The organism is Zhouia amylolytica AD3 (assembly GCF_000511935.2).
Lineage (GTDB): Bacteria > Bacteroidota > Bacteroidia > Flavobacteriales > Flavobacteriaceae > Zhouia > Zhouia amylolytica.
Window position 1 is genome coordinate 832,496 of sequence record NZ_AYXY01000019.1, and the last position, 20,160, is coordinate 852,655.

Sequence of the window (20,160 nt, forward strand, 5' to 3'; positions counted from 1 at the left end):
TTAAGCTTTTTCAACTCTTACAGCACATTTCTTGTAATCAGGCTCTTTAGAAATCGGACAAAAAGAATCTAATGTAATATCATTAATGAGCATGGATTCATCAAAAAACGGAACAAAAACCTGCATAGGAGCCGGAATTCCACGCTGCTTAATGGAAGCAGGCAAAATAATTTCACCTCTCCGGGTTGTGAGTCTTACTTTATCGCCATTTTTAATTTGCATTCGCTCGGCATCATCAGGGTTTAACTCAACATATGCATGAGGCATGGCCTTATGAAGTACAGGTATTCTTCTGGTCATGGAACCCGTATGCCAGTGTTCAACTACCCGTCCGGTATTTAACCAAAATGGATATTCCTGATCAGGTTCTTCAGGTGCTGGTTCATATGGGCGTTGCCAGATTACCGCTTTACCATCAGGTTTACCATAAAAATGAAACGCCTCATTATTTGAGCATGCAGGATCATAAGTAGCATTAAAACGCCATTTAGTAGGCTTCCCTTCTACATAAGGCCACTGCATCCCCGGATTTTCTTTTAATACAGCCAGAGGAGCCATATTATGCTTTTTATTGGCGTGATGTTTACGATACTCTGTATATATCTCCTCAATATGACTTTCCTTTTTGTAGTAGAATTGTTTTTCATATCCCATCCGTTTTGCCACCTCAACAATTTGCCAGGTGTCGCTCATGGCTTCACCGGGAGGGGCTACCATTTGTTCAAAATATTGGGTCCTTCGTTCAGAATTACCATACATCCCTTCCCGTTCAATCCACATCGCTGAGGGGAGTATTACATCTGCAATGTCCGTTGTTGGGGTTGGATACACATCTGAAACAACAATAAACCGACCTTCTTTCTTTGCTCCATCTCTATAGCGCTTCAACTTTGGCATTGTTACCATAGGGTTGGTTACCTGTATCCACATGAATCGAATATCTCCCCTATCTAATGCCCTGAACATTTCAACCGTATGATATGTTGGTTTGGCTGGAATATTTTCTACAGGCACATCCCATATTTTAGCGGCGAACTCTCGATGCTCTTTATTAGTTACAACCCCATGTGGAAGCTTATGTGTTAAAGTTCCCACTTCTCTTACTGTTCCGCAAGCACTTGGTTGTCCTGTTAGGGAGAAAGGGCTATTTCCTGGAGTGGAAATTTTCCCGGTCAGTAAATGAATATTATAGACAAGATTATTAATCCAGGTACCTCTTGTGTGTTGATTCATCCCCATGCACCATAAAGACATCACTTTTTTATTTGGATCTCCATAAAACGAGGCCAGATATTTAATGTCTTTTGCAGAAACACCCGAATATTTCTCTACTTTTTCCGGAGTATAATCTTCCAGAAATTTCTTGTATGCTTCAAAATCAATTTTTTCAGGTTGATCCTTAAAACTAAAATTATCCTCTAGTCCGTAACCTATATTAGTTAACCCCTTATTTATATTACAGTGTTTGGCAACAAATTCCTTATGAACCCACCCGTTGGCAATAATCTCATAACAAATGGCATTGGCTACGGCTAAATCCGTTTGAGGTAAAAATAAAATAGATTTATCAGCTGCCATGCTTGTTCTTGTGGTACGTGTTGCAAAATCAATTATTTTAACACCTCGCCTCATTCGTTGGTCTAAAAGCCTGGAAAACAATACGGGGTGCATTTCTGCCATGTTATTACCCCACATGATAAAGACATCCGCATGATCTATATCGTCATAACATCCCATGGGCTCATCAATCCCGAATGAAGTCATAAACCCGGTAACTGCACTTGCCATACATAAACGGGCGTTAGCCTCAACATTATTGGTCCCTATACATCCCTTAAAAAGTTTTGATGCAACATATCCATCAGGAATAGTCCATTGTCCGGAACCATAAATTGAAACAGCATCCTTACCATAGTCATTAATCGTTTCCTTCATTTTAGATGCTATAAGGTCCAAAGCCTCATCCATGGATGTTTCTACATAACGTCCATTCTTCTTCACCAGCGGTTTGGTTAACCTATCCTTACCATACAAAGCCATCACGGAATGATATCCCTTCACACAACATAACCCTTTATTAACAGGAGACTTAGGGTCACCTTTAACGGCTACCGCCTTCCCATTTTCCACCCCAACTAAAACCCCGCATCCAACACCGCAGAACCGACATGGTGCTTTTTTCCAATCCAAATTTCCCTTAGGAAGCCCTTCCTCTTGTTCTTCGGCAAACAAAATACCGGGAAACATTGTTGCTGCAGCTGTCATCGCAGATAATACAGCCATTTTTTTGAGAAAGCTTCTTCTATTTGATAAAGAGGTATACATATGCCTGAATTTTAATCAATTGGTGTTTCAAAGCCAGAAACCATAGTTAATAATTTCATACTGGGAATAGCATCCAGTTTTGCTTTTAATATTTCTTCTTCTTGTTTACTTGAAGTTTCGGTTACCACAATAAGTAACTCTTCATTTTGGGCAGGAATAACTTCACATCCTTTAACACGTAATATTTCTTGGACTAAATTGTCCTTTTTACCTTTGTAAGGGTGCGCTAAATAACTTATAATCGGCATGCTAGGTTGGTCGTTTTGTTTGATTCACATACAAATTACAAAAAATTAATGACGTTAAAAGATGATATTTATCACAAAATCATTTTTTTTAAATTCGCTATATTTGATGATAAATAACGATATTTAGTTCAACCTTCCCCCTTTAAAAACTATTTATTCAATGATTTCAATTTCCGAAGCATATCAGCGAGTTGCAGAAAACAGTGAGGCCCTTCCCTCTGTATGGAAAAGTGTAAAAGAAGCAGTTTCTTATTATTTAGCAGAAGATGTTATAGCTCCAATACATATGCCGCCATTTCCTCAATCGGCCATGGACGGATATGCCCTGAACATTCACGACTCGAAAAATTACAAAGTGGTGGGCGAGATGAAAGCAGGGGATGAAAAATCCTTTCAATTACAACCGGGTGAAGCCGTAAGGATTTTTACCGGTGCAGCAGTTCCTGATACAGCGAATGCAGTAATCATGCAAGAAAAAGTATCTGAAAACAAGGACGATATTATTTTATTGAATTCTGTTTCAATAATGGAGAATATTCGTCCGGCAGGAGAACAAATTCAAAAAGGGGCAACAGCATTAACAAAAGGAACGCTTCTAACTCCAGCTGCCATAGGGTTTTTATACTCATTAGGAATCACTAAAGTTCAAGTACACAAAAAGCCTGGCATTGCAATAGTAAGTACTGGGGATGAGCTGATAGAACCCGGACAACCATTAAGTTATGGGAAAATTTATGAAAGCAATACGGCTATGCTCCATAGCGCATTGAATCTTCTTCATTTTAACGATGTCGAAATATATAAAGTAAAAGATGATTATATAAAGACTTTAAAACTGCTGGAATCCTTAATAAATAATTACGACCTCATTATCATCACAGGAGGTATTTCGGTTGGGGATTACGATTTTGTAGGCAAGACCTTAAAAGAATTAGAGGTCAAAGAACTATTTTATAAAGTAAAACAAAAACCAGGAAAGCCGCTTTACTTTGGAAAAAAGAATCAATCTAACATTTTTGCATTACCGGGCAATCCGGCAGCAGCTTTAAGTTGCTTTTACATTTATGTCCGGACTTGTCTAGAGTTACAATCTGGTAACAAAAATTACCACTTAGAAAAAACAGTTGCTCCTTCCGTGTCTGAATTTATAAAAAAGGGTGACAGGCCACAATTTTTAAAATCGATCTTAAACGAAAAGACCGTTACAATTCTGGAAGGACAAAGTTCAGCTATGTTACAAACTTTTGCAGTGGCAAATGCCCTGGTTTATGTCCCTGAAGAAGTTAATGAAATTAATTTGGGAGACACCGTGGAAGTTATTCTTTTACCCGAATAATTATGAATTATAAAATTAAAAGCAGAATATGGATAGAAGTGGATGATCAGGTTCTTTTAGGGCATGGTCGGGTTGAGCTTCTAAAAGCTATAAACAAATGCGGATCTTTATCCAAGGGAGCCCGATCATTAGATATGTCCTATAAAAAAGCCTGGGATCTGGTCGATGCCATGAATAAGGCTGCTAAACAACCTTTGGTAGAGACCGCTATTGGAGGGAAAAATGGAGGAGGTGCCACTGTAACACCATATGGAACAGCACTGGTGAATGCTTTTGATGACATTAATAAAAAATGCTGGAAATTTTTAGATAACCAAACTAAAAATATTAAAGATCTATGATAGAGAATCTAATTCTGATATGGCCCTTTTTGATGTTACTTCCGGTAATTTCCTTTTTATATGCTACAGTTGGACACGGTGGAGCAAGTGGGTATTTAGCACTTATGGCATTGTTTTCTTTTGCCCCCGAAACCATGAAACCAACAGCCTTATTATTAAACCTTTTTGTGGCTGGAATTGCTTTCTATTATTACTATAAAGAAGGATATTTTAATAAAAAACTGTTCTTTTCATTCGCATTCGCTTCTATCCCCTTTGCCTTTATTGGTGGAACCATAGACCTGGATCCAGCTCTCTATAAAAAAATCCTCGGAATATTACTAATTTTCGCCATCCTCAAAATGCTGAATGTGTTTGGTAAGGAGCGCGATGAAATCAAAGAAGTTAAAATATGGCAAGGACTCATCGTTGGTGGTGCCATTGGGTTCTTTTCCGGTCTGATTGGCATTGGAGGTGGCATTATATTAAGTCCCGTTATTTTAATATTGCATTGGGGTAAAATGAAGGAGGCAGCAGCTGTCTCAGCACTATTTATATGGGTGAATTCTGCGGCAGGTCTGATAGGTCAGGTCAGTACAGGGGTAACTTTAGACTTTCAGTCATTTGTATTAGTCGGTATTGCTATCATAGGTGGATTTCTCGGAGGTTACTTCGGAAGCAAAAAACTAAGCAACAACAACTTAAGGTTCCTTTTGGCCTTTGTACTTGCATTAGCATCCATTAAGTTATTTTTAATATAGATGATTTACAAAAACAACATAACAGGTGTGATTCTTGCAGGTGGTCGAAGTACCAGAATGGGCTTTGATAAGGGATTGATAAAACTTAATAACGAAACTTTTATCAGCCATATTAAAAAAGCGATGTCACCAATTGTAAATTCAATTCTTTTAATTAGTAATCATACCTCTCATGATGTATTTAAAATAAACCGGCATGAAGACCTTTTTCCTGATGCTGGTCCGGTAGGTGCTATTTATACAGGATTACAGAAGTCAAATACAGCTTTCTCTTTGGTGGTAAGCTGTGATGTACCTCTAATAACAACAAGTATATTAAAATTACTAATCGATCGCGAAGATGATTCTGATGTAATTCAATTTCAGGTTGATAGCCGTAAAATGCCATTAGTTGCTTTATATCGTAATTCTTGTGCACCTATTATGTATGAGCAATTAAAAAAGGGAGAGCGAAAATTACAATTTGTTTTAAATGATTTAAAAGTTAGAACCATTGAATTAGATAAGAAATATTGGAAAAATTTAACCAACGTGAATACAAAAGAAGAATTAGTTAAAATCAGGAATCATGATTAAGGTAAAATATTTTGGCATGCTTACCGAAATAACTCATTGTTCTGAGGAACAATTAGCGTTTTCAGGAACCACAGTTGAAGAATTGTTGAAACTAATCGTGACGAAGCATCCTGGTTTAAAATCACTTAACTTTCAGGTGGCTCAAAATAATGACATTGTAGATCTTACTGCCAAAGTTAATGCTGATTTAATTGCTTTACTACCACCTTTTGCAGGTGGATAAAATAAAATGAATGAACAACAGATATAACAGACATATTATTCTCTCGGAAATTGGAGAAGCAGGGCAAAATAAAATAAACAACGCCAGAGTTTTAGTCATAGGTGCAGGTGGCTTAGGTTGTCCTATATTACAATATCTAGCTGCCGCTGGTGTAGGCACACTAGGAATAATTGATTTTGATGTTGTTGATGAAACAAATTTACAACGTCAGATCCTTTACGGGAAAAAGACTCTTGGCATAAACAAAGCGATTGCCGCAAAAGAGCGATTGAAAGACCTCAACGACCTGATAACGATTAATACATATTCAGAACCTCTGACCTATCAAAATGCGGTTACGCTATTTAACCAATATGATATCATTGTTGATGGTAGTGATAATTTCGAAACTCGATATCTGGTGAATGACGCCTGTATTATTAGCGAAAAACCATTGGTATATGGTGCGATTTTTAAATTTGAGGGTCAAGTTGCCGTTTTCAATCATAATGGCGGACCTAGCTATCGATGCCTCTTCCCTAGCCCACCACCAAGCGGCAGTGTTCCCAATTGCTCTGAAATTGGAGTGCTCGGAGTATTACCGGGAATCATTGGTACCTTACAGGCCAATGAAGTCCTTAAAATTATTCTGGGAATAGGTGAACAACTAAGTGGCAAACTATTATGTTTCAACGCTCTTGACAACCAAACTACAATCTTAAATGTTAACAAATCCATGGAACAGTTTGAGAAGGTGTTAAATGAAAAGCCGAGATTTGAACAGAAAGAATTATCTATAACTTGTGATACAGATATGATTGTATCTCTTCAGGAAATCACTTCCTTTAGCGAAGTTCAATTCATCGATGTTCGTGAACTACATGAAGAACCAAAATTAACAGGAACAAATATCATACAGATTCCACTAAGTAGCCTATCAGATCAGCTCCATAAAATATCGGAAAACAGACAAAAAATTTTCTTTTGTCAGTCAGGCATTCGAAGCAAAAAAGCTTTAGCCATTGCAAAAAATCATCATAAAAGTCTTTGCTACTCTCTAAAAGAAGGAGCTAATGAACTATTACAACAATTAAAAAACATGCAACATGAAAACGCATAAACCTAAAAAAGTATTCATTGATGGAGCTATTAGTTCTGAGTTTATCGCAAACGCTATAGCCAAACACCAATCCAAAACCAGTATTGGGGCTCATAACATATTTTTGGGTCAGGTTCGTGCGGATAATATAAATGGAAAAATTGTTTCCGCCATTGAATATACCGCTTATGAAGAAATGGCTAACGATAAGTTTCATGAAATACGTGAAGCAGCCTTTGAAAAATTCGATTTAACCTGTATGCATATCTACCACAGTTTAGGCATAGTAAAAACCGGTGAAATATGTCTTTTCGTTTTTGTATCAGCTCCCAGAAGAAAAGTGGTATTTAAAGCCATCGAGTTCTTGGTAGAAGAAATTAAAGCCAAAGCACCCATATTTGGTAAGGAAATTTTTGAAGATGAAAGCCATCAGTGGAAAGTAAATAGTTAAATATGGTAGATATTACAAACAAAATAAATACGTTAAGGGTAGCTACTGCTCAAGCCATTGTAAAGGTGAGCCGACACGAAACTATAGAGGCTATTAAAAATGGTACGGTGCCGAAAGGAGATGTGTTCTCTATGAGTAAAGCAGCAGGCTTACTGGGGGTAAAAAAAACACCTGAACTACTTCCTGATTGTCACCCAATGCCAATCGAATACACTGGTATAGATTATACAATAAATGATTTAGAGATCAGCATTTTGTGCACGGTAAAAACGATTTACAAAACGGGTGTTGAAGTTGAGGCTATGCATGGCGCTAGTATAGTAGCACTTAACATGTACGACATGCTAAAACCCATAGACAAAGGAATAGAAATCCAAAAGGTTAAACTTCTAAATAAAAAAGGAGGAAAATCTGATTACACCGATCGTTTTAGAAAAGATATCAAAGCAACAGTTGTTGTATGTTCAGATACCATTTCTGAAGGTCATAAAGAGGATAAAGCAGGTAAAGCTATCATTGCAAAACTTAAAACTCATAACGTCTCCATTTTAGATTACATTGTTATTCCTGACGAGAGTGAAATCATTCAGGAAAAAACAAAACAATATCAAAGTGCCGGAGCTGATCTAATTATATTTACAGGCGGTACAGGTTTATCTCTACGTGACGTGACACCTGAAGCTCTGGAACCCCTGTTAGATCGTCGTATTCCTGGCATAGAAGAAGCCATCAGGAGCTACGGACAAAATAGAATGCCATATGCGATGTTATCCAGAAGTGTAGCAGGTACTTATAAAAATAGTTTGGTAATGGCCCTGCCGGGCTCAACTAATGGTGCCAAAGAATCAATGGACGCCATTTTTCCTTTTGTATTACACCTGTTCAGAATTTTTAAAGGCGCTAGACATGATTAATCCTGATTAATTAAAACATACAGCTGGCTATGAATGAAAACAAATACCATAGGAAATGTAATAATCTAAACCATCTTTTGATAAAAGTAACTGATTATTTACTACTAAAGAATTTATAAATTATGACTGAGGTTGACAAAATCTTAACGGACACATTTAACAGAACACATACGTATTTACGTATTTCACTTACTGAGCGCTGCAATCTCCGTTGTACCTATTGCATGCCAGCCGAAGGGGTTACTTTGTCGCCAAAGTCACATATTATGTCTTTCGAAGAAATCTATTCAATAGCCAAGGTGTTTGTAAAACATGGGGTAACTAAAATAAGGATTACAGGAGGGGAACCTTTAGTAAGAAAAGATGCTGATATTATTCTTAAAAAATTGGCTTCACTTCCCGTAGAATTAGCAATCACCACGAATGCAGTCAATATAGAAAGACATATCAATATCCTCAAGGAATGTGGAATTCAAAAAGTAAATGTCAGCCTTGATTCATTAAATAAAGAAAAATTCAATTCAATTACCCGACGTAATTTTTTCGAAAAGGTCTATGGAAATATTTTAAGATTAATTGAAGAAGGCTTTGAAGTTAAGATGAATACCGTTTTAATGAAAAATTTTAATGAAGACGAAATAGTCGATTTCATAAAGCTAAGCAAAGATCATCCCTTGAGTGTGCGTTTTATAGAATTTATGCCTTTTGATGGTAATAAATGGGACATTTCCAAAATGGTTTCCTATCAGGAAATTATGAACCATGTCTACCAGGTATTTGAAAAAAATGATGTGATACGTTTAAAAGACGCCCCAAATGATACTTCGAAAAATTATAAAATTAAAGATTATAAAGGGTCTTTCGCAATCATAAGCTCAGTAACCAATCCGTTTTGTGATTCTTGCAACAGGTTACGATTAACTGCCAACGGAAAAATGAAAAACTGTCTCTTTTCTGCATCAGAAACTGATCTTTTAACACCACTAAGGCAAGGGAAATGTATAGAGTCCGTTATTAAAAAACATGTGCTGGCCAAATTTAAAATGAGAGGCGGTATGGACACCTTAGATAAATTGAAAAATCCGGACCTCCATACTAACAATAGAAACATGACCACTATAGGAGGATAAAACCATGGAGAAACCGATTCACTATTTTAAAAACAGTTCAGCATGGCGTAAATGGCTTCACGAACATCATGACTCCTCTGATGGTATTTACCTGATCTTTTATACAGTAAATAGTAAACAGGAAAGTATGAGATGGGAAGAAGCCGTTCAACAGGCATTATGCTTTGGATGGATTGACAGTACCGTTAAAAAAATCGGACCGGAAAAGCGAAAGCAATACTTCTGCCCTAGAAAAAACAAAAGTGCTTGGAGTAAGCTTAATAAATCATATATCGAGCAGCTCATTAAGAAAGGGCTCATGCATGAGGCAGGTTTGGCTAAAATTGAAATCGCCAAAGAAAATGGTAGTTGGACAGCGCTTGATGAGGTAGAAAACTTGATAATACCAGAAGATTTACAAAAAGAGTTTGATCAGAATATAACTGCCTATAATAATTACAAGGCGTTTAGTAAAACCTATAAAAAAAGTTACTTGTACTGGCTAAATCAGGCAAAAAGAGATACGACGCGTTCCAAAAGAATTAAAGAAATCATCATAAGGTGCGAACAGAATACTAAAACCCGATAAATCAAATACGAAGTATTTAGGTAATTTTTTATTTGTTTTTCTTCTCATGATCAAATAGATCAGGCAGTCCCTCCATGAATATTAAAAAAATCCTCACACCCATCACTTAGAACTTCACCAATCCATTATTGAGTTCGAATATGTCTGAACGCTATATATTCTAAATAAGAATTGATTTCGTGATATTAACTTGTATTTATTAAGGTTAAGAATCTTCAAGCACTCTTACCTCCTTAACAAGAAAATAGATTATTTTGACTAAACGAGATGGGAAAATTATTTATTTCATCAAAAATAAACTATCTTTAATAAGCTATTAATCAACACACTACAACCATGAGAATTACATTACTGACTTTATTCACTCTGCTCCTAACTGTATTTATTGGGCATGCACAAGGAGATCTTTCAAGGTTTAGAGATATGCGAGCCAGTTCAGCCGAAAACGAATTTAAAAGAATGGGTTACGAATTAGCAGGCATTGATAAAAGTTCAACCAGCATCATACAATATTGGTATAACGATCGTCGAAGAAGTTGTGTAGCAGCAACGATTAATGACGGAAGAGTGCGTTTCGCTATAGAAACTAAAGATCAAAAATGCTTTGACAAAATGGATCGATCTTCCAATAATTACAATCGTCGTTATGACAACAATAATCGATACGACAACAATAATCGGTATAGCAGCAGAGCTAGTAGTTTAGACGACTTAAAGGGAATGAAAGACTGGGAAGCATACAATGAATTAGATCGAATGGGGTATGAACGTCAGCATAATTTTCGTGATGATGGAAGGGATTATATAGTTTGGTATAATAATCGATTAAAAAAGTGTATTAAATCGTGGCAATCCGGAGGATATATTAAAGGAATCGCAGGTTCCGATGAATGTGGAAAGATTAACTACATAAAAGGATGGGATCGCTACAGAGCTTATAGAGAACTTGAAGACCGAGGTTATCGAGAACAGAGAGGATTCAGGGATGATGGTAAAGATTATAAGGTATGGTACAATTACAGGATAAGAAAATGTATCAAAACCTGGGAAAGTAATAGAAAGATTGCAGGCGTAGCAGGTTCAAAAAGATGTAACTAATTAGAATAACCTCCATTATAAAAATACTTTTAAGTAACGACCCTCTTGGTTGAGGGTCGTTACTTCTTTATTGAAGGGTACCTGAAAATTTAAATTTTACACAAAAAGGCTTAACAGAAGTTTAAGAAAGTTTAATAGGCTATTCTATATTTTAGGCAACTAATTTTTCAGCCTATAATCTGTTGCAAAGAGTTGCTCAAAAATCACGCTTTTATAGAAAAATTCATAAATGGATTGCAGTCCCTTTAATGATATTTATGTTTATCATGGGGGTTACAGGATTATTGCTTGCCTGGAAAGCACAACTGCAATTTAAACCACCCTCTGCTAAAATTGAAAAACAACAACAAGCATATATTTCGCTGAACCATATTGAAGAAATTGCCAAAAGCTATTCAAAAGATTCACTACAGTTACCAGTTGCTATCAACAGAATAGACTTCAGACCTGGCAAAGGAATTGCAAAAATTCGTTTTGAAGATCATTTCACAGAATTACAAATTGATTGTTATTCCGGAGAAATTGTCTCCGTAAAACAACGAACTGCAGACATCATCGAAATGATTCATGATGGTTCCATCCTCGATTTCATCTTCAAAACCAATAACGATGAATCAAAATTAACCTACTCCACCCTAACATCATTAGGACTCATTATACTTTCATTCAGTGGATTCTATTTATGGTTTTTACCGAAAAAAATTAAAAAAATCAAATCAAAAAGTCATTAACAAGACTTTAAGAATAATGCAAACTCTTTTACTTATTTTTAACCTTTACTATTACAACTAAAGCTAACTCAAATTATGAAAAAATTTCTACTTTTTCTTTCTATGATCTTTTCTATTTCCCTTGTAAGCCAAGAGTTTTCGATGGATTTGGTTAAAAATATGAAACCCCGGAATATTGGCCCGGGTGGAATGAGTGGACGGGTAACTGCCATAGACGTTGTTCATAAAAATCCGGATGTTATGTATGTAGGAACAGCCTCCGGAGGACTTTGGAAATCAACTTCAGGTGGTATTAAATGGAGTCCCATATTCGACAATCAGATTACAGCATCAATTGGTGCTGTTGAAATTCAGCAATCAAACCCTTCTGTTATCTGGGTAGGAACTGGTGAAGGAAATCCGAGAAACAGCTTAAATGGTGGTTTCGGAATTTATAAGTCACTTGATGGAGGAAAAACCTGGAAAGGAATGGGGCTGGAAAACACACGTCATATACACCGTATTGTTGTAGACCCTACAAATCCTGATATTGTTTATGTCGGCGCTATAGGTTCACCATGGGGGAAACATGAAGAACGTGGAGTATTCAAAACCACCGATGGGGGTAAAACATGGAATAAAATTTTATATACTAACGAAAGTTCAGGTGTTGCGGATATGGTTATGGATCCAAACAATCCTAATAAATTGTTTGTAGCCATGTGGGAACACAAACGCGATCCTTGGTTTTTTAAGTCGGGGGGAACAGGTAGTGGCCTATTCATGACACATGATGGTGGTGAAAACTGGAAAAAAATTAGTGATGAGGACGGATTCCCTGAAGGAGAACTCGGGAGAATCGGAATTGCTATTGCTCAAAATAAACCTAATATTGTTTATGCACTTGTAGAATCCAAAAAAAATGCGCTGTATAAAAGCTTGGATGGTGGATTTAAATGGGAGAAAATAAATGATAAAGAAGATATTGGAAATCGTCCATTCTATTATTCGGAAATATATGTAGATCCCCAAAATGAAAATAGAATATATTCTGTTTTCACCTATATCAATGTATCTGAAGATGGTGGTAAAAACTTTTCGCAATTAATGCCTGCTTATGGATCAGATCATGGGATACATCCCGATCATCATGCATGGTGGATCCATCCGGATGATGGTAGCTTTATGATCGATGGAAACGACGGAGGAATGAGCATTACCAGAGACGGAGGTAAAACATGGCGTTTTATAGGAAATCTTCCTGTAGCTCAATTTTATCATATTTCCGTAGATAATGAATTTCCATATAATGTTTATGGAGGTATGCAGGATAATGGTTCCTGGAGAGGACCGGCCTATGTATGGAAAGCACAAGGAATCAGAAATTCTTATTGGCAGGAAATAGCCTTTGGTGATGGTTTTGATGTTGTTCCCGATAAAGATGATTCTCGCTTCGGATTCGCTATGAGTCAACAGGGCTACGTACAAAGATATGATTGGAAAACCGGTCAAAGCTATTCTGTGCGTCCAACCCACCCTGATCCGAACTTGAAACTTCGTTTTAACTGGAATTCCGCAATAGCTCAAGATCCTTTCGACAATGCAACCCTCTACTTTGGAAGCCAGTTCGTACATAAAAGTATTGATAAAGGTTTATCATGGGAAATAATTTCACCAGACCTTACCACAAATAACCCTGAGAAACAGAATCAAAGTGATAGTGGTGGATTAACAATCGATGCCACAGGAGCAGAAAACCATTGTACCATTTTGGTTATTGAACCCTCTCCCCTAACTAAAGATATTTTATGGACAGGTTCTGATGATGGTAGAGTTCATATAACCCAGGATGGTGGAGAATCATGGAAAGATGTTTCCAAAGGCTTAAAAGGCTTACCTGAAGGAAGTTGGATCGCACAAATTCGTGCCTCTGATAAAAATGAAGGCGAAGCATTACTTATTGCGAATGATTATCGAAGATTTAATTATACACCATATGCATATCGTACAAAAAACTATGGAAAATCTTGGGAGCGTATTGTAGATGAAAATGACACAAAAAGTTTCACATTAAGCATCATAGAAGATTCGGAAACACCTAATCTGCTATTTTTAGGTACTGATGATGGGTTGTATATTTCCGTAGACGCCGGAAATAAATGGACTAAATGGACCGAAGGTTACCCTACTGTCCCCACCTCAGACCTCGCAATTCATCCGAGAGAACACGATTTGGTTATAGGAACATTTGGTCGGGCTGCCTGGGTACTAGATGATATTCGTCCATTACGCGAAATCGCGAAAAACACCAATTCGCTTGAAAAAGAAATGCTTCTTTTCAATCCCCCCACAGCCTATCAGGCTTCTTACCAACAACCTACCGGAACTCGTTTTGGCGGACATAGTATGTACAGCGGAGACAATAGACAAAGTGGTGCTATGATTACCTACTACCTGAATAAAACATCCAAAGAAAGTGAAAAAAAGGAGACCTCTGAAAATGAAAACAATGGTGAGCATGCGGAAATGGCTAAAACCGAAACTTCTAAAGACTCTGTTAAACTTGAAGTTTATGATGGTGATCGCCTGATAAGAACTTTAAAACATAAGACACCTAAGGAAAAAGGCATCCATCGCATGTATTGGTATATGGATGAAAAAGGACCTGACTATCCTAGCAGAACCATCAGAAAAAACAATCGGGAAAATGGCGGAATTTCTGTTAAGCCCGGTACTTATCGATTAAAAATGATTTATGGAGATTTAACTGAAGAAACGATCATAAAAGTTGAGAGTGACCCTCGTATAATAGCTTCTCCTGCCGGTATTAATGAAAGATACACAGCCTATAAAACACTGGAGTCGTACCAGCAAACCACCGCTGATGCTGTAAAACAGCTGGTAGAAAGCAAAAATACCGCTCAAGATTATCAGACAGAACTTCAAAAACTGGACAAAGAAAAATTCAAAGAAGAGATTAATGCATCCAAAAAAATCACGAAAAAAATTGACTCTGTAATTGCCATTTATCTTGGAAAGATTGATAAAAGACAAGGGCTTACACGTAGTACGGACCCTACTGTAAATAGTAGAATTTCAAACGCCCGATATTATGTTTCCAGCAGACCTGAAGGCATAACAGCTACAGAAAAAAGGTTAATATCTCAGGCGAAAGAAGCTTTGCAGGAGGCATTAAAAACCACCAATGCCTTTTTTAAGGAAGAATGGCCTGCATATCAAGAAAAAATGAAAGCATTGAAAATTACTCGTTTTAAAGAAACTGAAACATTTAATATTAATCCATAAATAAATTTATTTAGCAATGATGAAAAACCGATTGTTGGTCATTTGTATTTTTTTAACTACCATTTTTGTAAAAGCACAGGAGCGTGGTGAAGATGAACTGGGAGCATGGTATATGTATTTTGGCACCTATAAACTTTCAGAAAAATTCAGTCTTCATACAGAAGCACAATTTAGATATTATGAAGTCGCTGATAATTTTAATCAAATGCTACTAAGAACCGGAATCAACTATCACGTCAATGATAGGTTCATGGTAACTGCGGGTTATGGTTTTATTGAAACAGATGCGCTATATCAAGAATTTGGAAATGAACCGAACGCCTCTGAAAATAGAATATATCAGCAATTAGAAATTAAAGACAATTGGGGTAAACTAAAATTAAATCATCGTTACCGCTTAGAACAACGATTCGTTCATGTTGGAGGTGAAAGTGACTTTTTAAATAGAGTTCGTTACCGCCTTCAACTAACCTATCCGTTAACCGAAACATTTTTTGTTAATGTTTACGATGAAATATTCCTGAACCTCCAAAATACAGTTTTCGGTCAAAACAGGTTGTATGGGGCATTTGGAGCCGTTATTAATAATAACGTAAGTGTACAATTAGGATATCTGAAAAACCATTTTACCAATGTGAATTTTGATCGCCTGCAGTTAGGTGTGTTCATAAATGCGGATTTATCCGGCTTTGGGAAATCATAATTTTGTATAACGATATTATATAATTAACTTTATCTCATAATCAGAAAAATCATTCTTATGAAAAAAATATCACTATCACTAATTGCACTTTCAACAATGTTTGTAGCCGTCGCATGTAAATCCGATGGTAAGAAGGACAAAAAAGAAGAAGTAGTTGAAGAAGAAACAATCGTTGTTGAAGAAAAGGTTGAAGAGGTTAAAACCTTAACCATAGAATTAACTCCTAAAAGTGAATCCACCGTTAAAGGTAGTGCTGTTTTCAAGCAAGAAAATGGAGAGGTAACCATGACTGCTACATTTGAAGGATTAACTCCTGGAGAGCATGCTATCCATTTACATGAAAAGGCAGATTGTAGCTCTCCTGATGGAAAATCTACCGGAGGTCACTGGAATCCTACCTTTGAACAACATGGAAAATGGGGTGATGAAGCTGGATACCATAAAGGTGATATCGGGAACTTCACCGCCGATGAAAATGGAAAAGGTACAATTACATTTACTACCGATGAATGGTGTATCAATTGTGACGATGACACAAAAAACATTGTGGGCAAAGCTGTTATTGTTCACCAGGGAACAGATGACTTTACTTCCCAGCCTAGTGGTGCAGCCGGAGCACGAGTAAGCTGTGGAGGAATTATTGAATAAATTCAAATTAAAAAAATTGAAAAAGGGTTGATACATGTATCAACCCTTTTTTAGTTATAGGCCACTCCATCCGTGATTAAAATATGTTGACATTAAAAAGGTTTGATATGAAACTATGATAATTATTCACCTCATACATACGATTCCGAAACAACCTGAGTTAATAGTTCTGTAAATATGTTTTACTTTTGAAAAACAAATAGAATTACATGAATCCCTCAGCTCAAGGTTGGATAAATAAATTTGGTTCTTTAATTAAGGATAAGCAAGACCTCTTTACTGACGAGGAAGGTTTATATTCCATACTTAGAGGTATGGGGTTTGTTTATGGAGCAAATGTCGAGGTGCTTCCATTTTTAAATTATCATTTAGATTATAGTGAAGATGAACTCGCTAAAATTAACCTGATTACCGCTTTATACTACACCTACAAATTAAACACTGCCAAACCTTCTTTCGAGAATTTCATAAACGACTCCGTAAATTTCTATAAAGAATTGGAAGGTGATAATTTCTCTTTCTTTGATAAGATCTTCGGGGGGAATAAAAATGATTCTAAACTCGAAAAATATTTACACTCCAGAGTACAAATCGATGAAAACATACTCACCAAAAGTTTTAATAAAATAATTACCAATTCTCTGTTGTATGTTGATGTTTTAACCTTTGGTCATTATCTGAAATCCAAAGAATCTCCTAAACAATATGCAAGAAAGCTAGAACGCATTATTATTAATTTAGCCTACCATACGTTGTTGTCTAAAGAGGAGAAAACTCAAAATGATGAACAACTTTTATATTTATTCGAAGCCTCACTAACATATCATCAGCAAACATCGGTTAAAGATTTTGATGGTTCTTATTTAAGTGAATTAAAATCAGGGCTTCTTGAATCTGAACAAAAGTATCTCATAGATATAGCCTGCATGGCTGCCTGGGAAGATAAAACTTTTGAATACAAGGAGTCTGAATTCATCTTTGGTATAGGAAAAGACCTGGGCTTACCTAATAAGGATATTGAAGAATCTTTAGATCATGTAGCCACTTTTTTTGAAACAAATAAAGAAAAAATAAGCATCTTTAAAGTAGCCAATCCGGCCAAGCAATTTTATGATAATGCCAATCAAACTGTTAAAAAGCTCATTACACGAAACAGTAAAAGACTTCTAAAGGAATTAAGCCAAAGTAAAGAGTTGTTATTTCTTTTAACCAAATCAACAAGCCAGGAATTATCAGAAGAAGAACGTAAAAAGGTTCGCGATCAATTACTTGATATTTTTAAATCCATTCCATCACTGGCCATATTTGCCTTACCGGGTGGAGCTATTTTATTACCATTATTCATAAAACTTATTCCTAAGTTATTACCTTCTGCCTTCGATGATAATCGCATTGAAGAATAATTTATGTTATTCTTTAAAAATAGCTTAACTTAGATTCTACCTCATTAAAAGTCTTTACCATCTTGCTTATTCTTTGGATAGTACTCAACATCTAAAATACTGCATTATGAAAGACCATTCCGCACCATCTCCCGATCTAATTATGAAAATAGGTACTGGCTTCTGGGCTAGCAAAGTACTCTTAACCGCAGTAAACCTGGATTTATTTACCCATCTTGCTAGTCACAAATCGATGTCTGCCGCAGAGATTAAAACAGAATATCATTTTAATTGTACCGACAGACATTTATACGACTTTTTGGATGCATTAGTTTCCTTAGGGTTTCTGGAAAAAGAAGGCAACCTGGAAACAGCTCTTTACTTAAACTCACCAGATACAGAAGCCTTCCTTGACAAAAACAAGAAAACTTATATCGGAGGAATTCTAAAAATGATGAATAATAGACTTTATACAAATTGGGGTAGATTAGAAGATGGATTGAGGACGGGTAATTCACAAACCGAATTCGAAAACTCATCTGATAACCTATTCGATGAATTATACAAAGATCAAGATCGTTTAAGGGAGTTTATCGACGCCATGAGTGGGGTTCAGATGGGTAACTTTTTAGCCTTCTCCAACTCCTTCAATTTCACCAATTTTAAAACCCTGACTGATGCAGGTGGCTCAAGCGGACTACTTTCTATTATGGTAGCTACACATCAGCCTCATATGACTTGTACCAGCTTCGATTTGCCAGAAGTTGAACCCATTGCTCGACAAACGATAGAAAAATTCGAAGTATCAGACCGGGTTACTACCGCTACAGGAAATTTCTTCAGTGATCCTATCCCTACTGCTGATATTATAGTAATGGGAAACATACTGCACGATTGGGACGAGGAAAATAAACAATTACTGATTAAAAAAGCCTATGATGCGCTGCCACAGGGTGGAGCTTTCGTCGCTATCGAAAACTTAATTGATAATGATCGGAACAAAAATACCTTTGGATTACTTATGAGCTTGAATATGCTTTTAGAAACCAAAACAGGATTTGATTACACCTTCAATGATTTTGAAAATTGGGCATATGATACCGGTTTTAAAAAAGTTGAATTTCTCAGGTTAACAGGACCATCATCAGCTGCTATTGCTTATAAATAATTTTTGTAACTTATATGTTCTATTAAAGGCAATTTAATAATGGGTGAAATAGTTAAAGAATATAGTAATGGGGAACTGACCATTGTTTGGAAACCAAAAAAATGTATCCACTCAGGTATCTGTGTGAAAACATTACCCATGGTGTATAATCCAGACAAAAAGCCATGGATTGAAATCGAGAATGCAACTACAGAACAACTAAAAGATCAGGTTTCCAAATGCCCTTCAGGTGCTTTAAGCTATTATATGAGTGATAAAAATGATCAGGAAGAAAAATCCCTCGAGACCAAAGTTGAAGTATTGCCAAATGGACCATTGTTAATTTATGGCACCCTTAAGGTTAAAGACAAACAAGGAAATATTGAAACGAAAAATAAAACAACCGCCTTTTGCAGATGTGGATCTTCTGGCAATAAACCATATTGTGATGGAACTCATACAGAAATTAATTTCAAAGATTAAGAAATCCAATCCTTAAAATCCCTCACACGCTCTCTACTCACCACAATTTGATGTTCCCTGAAGTTTTTGAGTTTGATTTCCAATCGATTATTTGAATAATCTAAAATATCTTTGATGCTTCCTATGTTGATAAAAAACTTCCTGCTTACTCTAAAAAAATTTTCAGGCGACAATTCATCCGTTAATGCTTCTAATGATAAATCAATTGGATAACTCCTACCGTTGTCAATATGAATAAAGGTCGTTTTATCCTGACTGTAAAAGCATTCGATCTCATCTACGGTAATTAACTTAATGTGTTGACCTACTTTCACTGAAAATCGCTTTTTATAGGTTCGTTCAAGCGGATTTACCAAAAGCTTCTTTATATCATCAAAGTCAATTCCACCGGCCAAATAATTGGGTTTAAAATGCTCGTACTTAGCAACGGCCTTTTCCAATTCTTCCTCATCGATCGGTTTTAACAAATAATCAATACTATTTAATTTAAATGCCTGTAAGGCATATTCATCATAGGCGGTCGTAAAAATTACGGCGCTTTTAATTTCTATATTTTCAAAGATCTCAAACGATAACCCGTCTGACAATTGAATGTCTAAAAATATCAAATCCGGATGTCTATTGTTCTCAAACCAGTTTAAAGAAGCTTCTATCGAATGCAGGACACAGCTTACTTCTACATTGAGTCGTTGTAATATCCGTTTGAGTCTTCTTGCTGCCGGCGCCTCATCTTCAATAATAATAACCTTCATA

General features: G+C 36.3%; 21 protein-coding genes. 18 read left to right on the plus strand and 3 right to left on the minus strand.

Features of this window, described 5'->3' with window-relative positions:
• Entirely contained in the window at nt 1-2,283 is a 2,283-nt protein-coding gene (locus P278_RS08305) for a molybdopterin-dependent oxidoreductase (protein ID WP_235444265.1), read from the minus strand.
• Between the two features lie 53 nt (nt 2,284-2,336).
• The gene (locus P278_RS08310; RefSeq protein ID WP_038264858.1) at nt 2,337-2,573 is read right to left on the minus strand and encodes a hypothetical protein; all 237 of its coding nucleotides are present in this window, start codon (nt 2,571-2,573) and stop codon (nt 2,337-2,339) included.
• Nucleotides 2,574-2,733: 160 nt separating this feature from the next.
• On the opposite strand from P278_RS08310, the gene P278_RS08315 reads away from it, so the two are divergent.
• From P278_RS08315 to P278_RS08400, 18 genes are all read left to right on the plus strand, one after another.
• Entirely contained in the window at nt 2,734-3,909 is a 1,176-nt protein-coding gene (locus tag P278_RS08315; protein WP_038264875.1) for a molybdopterin molybdotransferase MoeA, read from the plus strand.
• A 2-nt stretch (nt 3,910-3,911) separates the two neighbouring features.
• Nucleotides 3,912-4,250 (plus strand): winged helix-turn-helix domain-containing protein, encoded by a 339-nt coding sequence (locus P278_RS08320; protein WP_038264878.1) that lies wholly within the window; start codon nt 3,912-3,914, stop codon nt 4,248-4,250.
• Nucleotides 4,247-4,990 (plus strand): sulfite exporter TauE/SafE family protein, encoded by a 744-nt coding sequence (locus tag P278_RS08325; protein WP_038264881.1) that lies wholly within the window; start codon nt 4,247-4,249, stop codon nt 4,988-4,990. Before P278_RS08320 ends, P278_RS08325 begins: the two co-directional genes overlap by 4 nt.
• Entirely contained in the window at nt 4,991-5,566 is a 576-nt protein-coding gene (mobA, locus tag P278_RS08330) for a molybdenum cofactor guanylyltransferase (protein ID WP_038264884.1), read from the plus strand.
• Nucleotides 5,559-5,789: a MoaD/ThiS family protein gene (locus P278_RS08335; RefSeq protein WP_038264886.1), complete on the plus strand. Its 231-nt coding sequence runs from the start codon at nt 5,559-5,561 to the stop codon at nt 5,787-5,789. Before mobA ends, P278_RS08335 begins: the two co-directional genes overlap by 8 nt.
• Before the next feature lie 10 nt (nt 5,790-5,799).
• Nucleotides 5,800-6,888 carry a HesA/MoeB/ThiF family protein gene (moeB, locus tag P278_RS08340; protein WP_038264889.1) on the plus strand — a complete coding sequence of 363 codons (1,089 nt, stop codon included), beginning with the start codon at nt 5,800-5,802 and terminating at the stop codon, nt 6,886-6,888.
• Nucleotides 6,875-7,318 (plus strand): molybdenum cofactor biosynthesis protein MoaE, encoded by a 444-nt coding sequence (locus P278_RS08345; protein ID WP_038264892.1) that lies wholly within the window; start codon nt 6,875-6,877, stop codon nt 7,316-7,318. The genes moeB and P278_RS08345 overlap by 14 nt, the downstream gene beginning before the upstream one ends.
• 2 nt (nt 7,319-7,320) lie before the next feature.
• Nucleotides 7,321-8,232 (plus strand): bifunctional molybdenum cofactor biosynthesis protein MoaC/MoaB, encoded by a 912-nt coding sequence (gene moaCB / locus P278_RS08350; RefSeq protein ID WP_038264895.1) that lies wholly within the window; start codon nt 7,321-7,323, stop codon nt 8,230-8,232.
• A 122-nt stretch (nt 8,233-8,354) separates the two neighbouring features.
• Nucleotides 8,355-9,362, plus strand: a complete 1,008-nt coding sequence (gene moaA, locus P278_RS08355) for a GTP 3',8-cyclase MoaA (RefSeq protein ID WP_038264897.1) — start codon at nt 8,355-8,357, stop codon at nt 9,360-9,362.
• Between the two features lie 4 nt (nt 9,363-9,366).
• A complete protein-coding gene (locus P278_RS08360) occupies nt 9,367-9,930 on the plus strand; it encodes a YdeI/OmpD-associated family protein (protein ID WP_038264898.1) in 564 nt (187 codons plus the stop codon).
• Between the two features lie 336 nt (nt 9,931-10,266).
• Nucleotides 10,267-11,028: a hypothetical protein gene (locus P278_RS08365; RefSeq protein ID WP_038264901.1), complete on the plus strand. Its 762-nt coding sequence runs from the start codon at nt 10,267-10,269 to the stop codon at nt 11,026-11,028.
• Between the two features lie 182 nt (nt 11,029-11,210).
• Nucleotides 11,211-11,759, plus strand: coding sequence for a PepSY-associated TM helix domain-containing protein (locus tag P278_RS08370; RefSeq protein WP_038264904.1), 549 nt, complete (start codon nt 11,211-11,213; stop codon nt 11,757-11,759).
• 75 nt (nt 11,760-11,834) lie between these two features.
• A complete protein-coding gene (locus tag P278_RS08375) occupies nt 11,835-15,044 on the plus strand; it encodes a WD40/YVTN/BNR-like repeat-containing protein (RefSeq protein WP_038264907.1) in 3,210 nt (1,069 codons plus the stop codon).
• 16 nt (nt 15,045-15,060) lie between these two features.
• A complete protein-coding gene (locus P278_RS08380; RefSeq protein ID WP_316930409.1) occupies nt 15,061-15,747 on the plus strand; it encodes a DUF2490 domain-containing protein in 687 nt (228 codons plus the stop codon).
• A 57-nt stretch (nt 15,748-15,804) separates the two neighbouring features.
• Nucleotides 15,805-16,395, plus strand: coding sequence for a superoxide dismutase family protein (locus tag P278_RS08385; protein ID WP_038264910.1), 591 nt, complete (start codon nt 15,805-15,807; stop codon nt 16,393-16,395).
• A 209-nt stretch (nt 16,396-16,604) separates the two neighbouring features.
• Nucleotides 16,605-17,798 carry an LETM1-related biofilm-associated protein gene (locus tag P278_RS08390; protein ID WP_038264913.1) on the plus strand — a complete coding sequence of 398 codons (1,194 nt, stop codon included), beginning with the start codon at nt 16,605-16,607 and terminating at the stop codon, nt 17,796-17,798.
• 106 nt (nt 17,799-17,904) lie between these two features.
• The gene (locus P278_RS08395; RefSeq protein WP_038264915.1) at nt 17,905-18,945 is read left to right on the plus strand and encodes a methyltransferase; all 1,041 of its coding nucleotides are present in this window, start codon (nt 17,905-17,907) and stop codon (nt 18,943-18,945) included.
• A 39-nt stretch (nt 18,946-18,984) separates the two neighbouring features.
• Entirely contained in the window at nt 18,985-19,407 is a 423-nt protein-coding gene (locus P278_RS08400) for a (4Fe-4S)-binding protein (protein WP_038264917.1), read from the plus strand.
• On the opposite strand, the gene P278_RS08405 is transcribed toward P278_RS08400, so the two are convergent.
• Nucleotides 19,404-20,159 carry a LytR/AlgR family response regulator transcription factor gene (locus P278_RS08405; RefSeq protein ID WP_038264919.1) on the minus strand — a complete coding sequence of 252 codons (756 nt, stop codon included), beginning with the start codon at nt 20,157-20,159 and terminating at the stop codon, nt 19,404-19,406. The genes P278_RS08400 and P278_RS08405 overlap by 4 nt on opposite strands.
• Between the last annotated feature and the right edge of the window lies 1 nt (nt 20,160).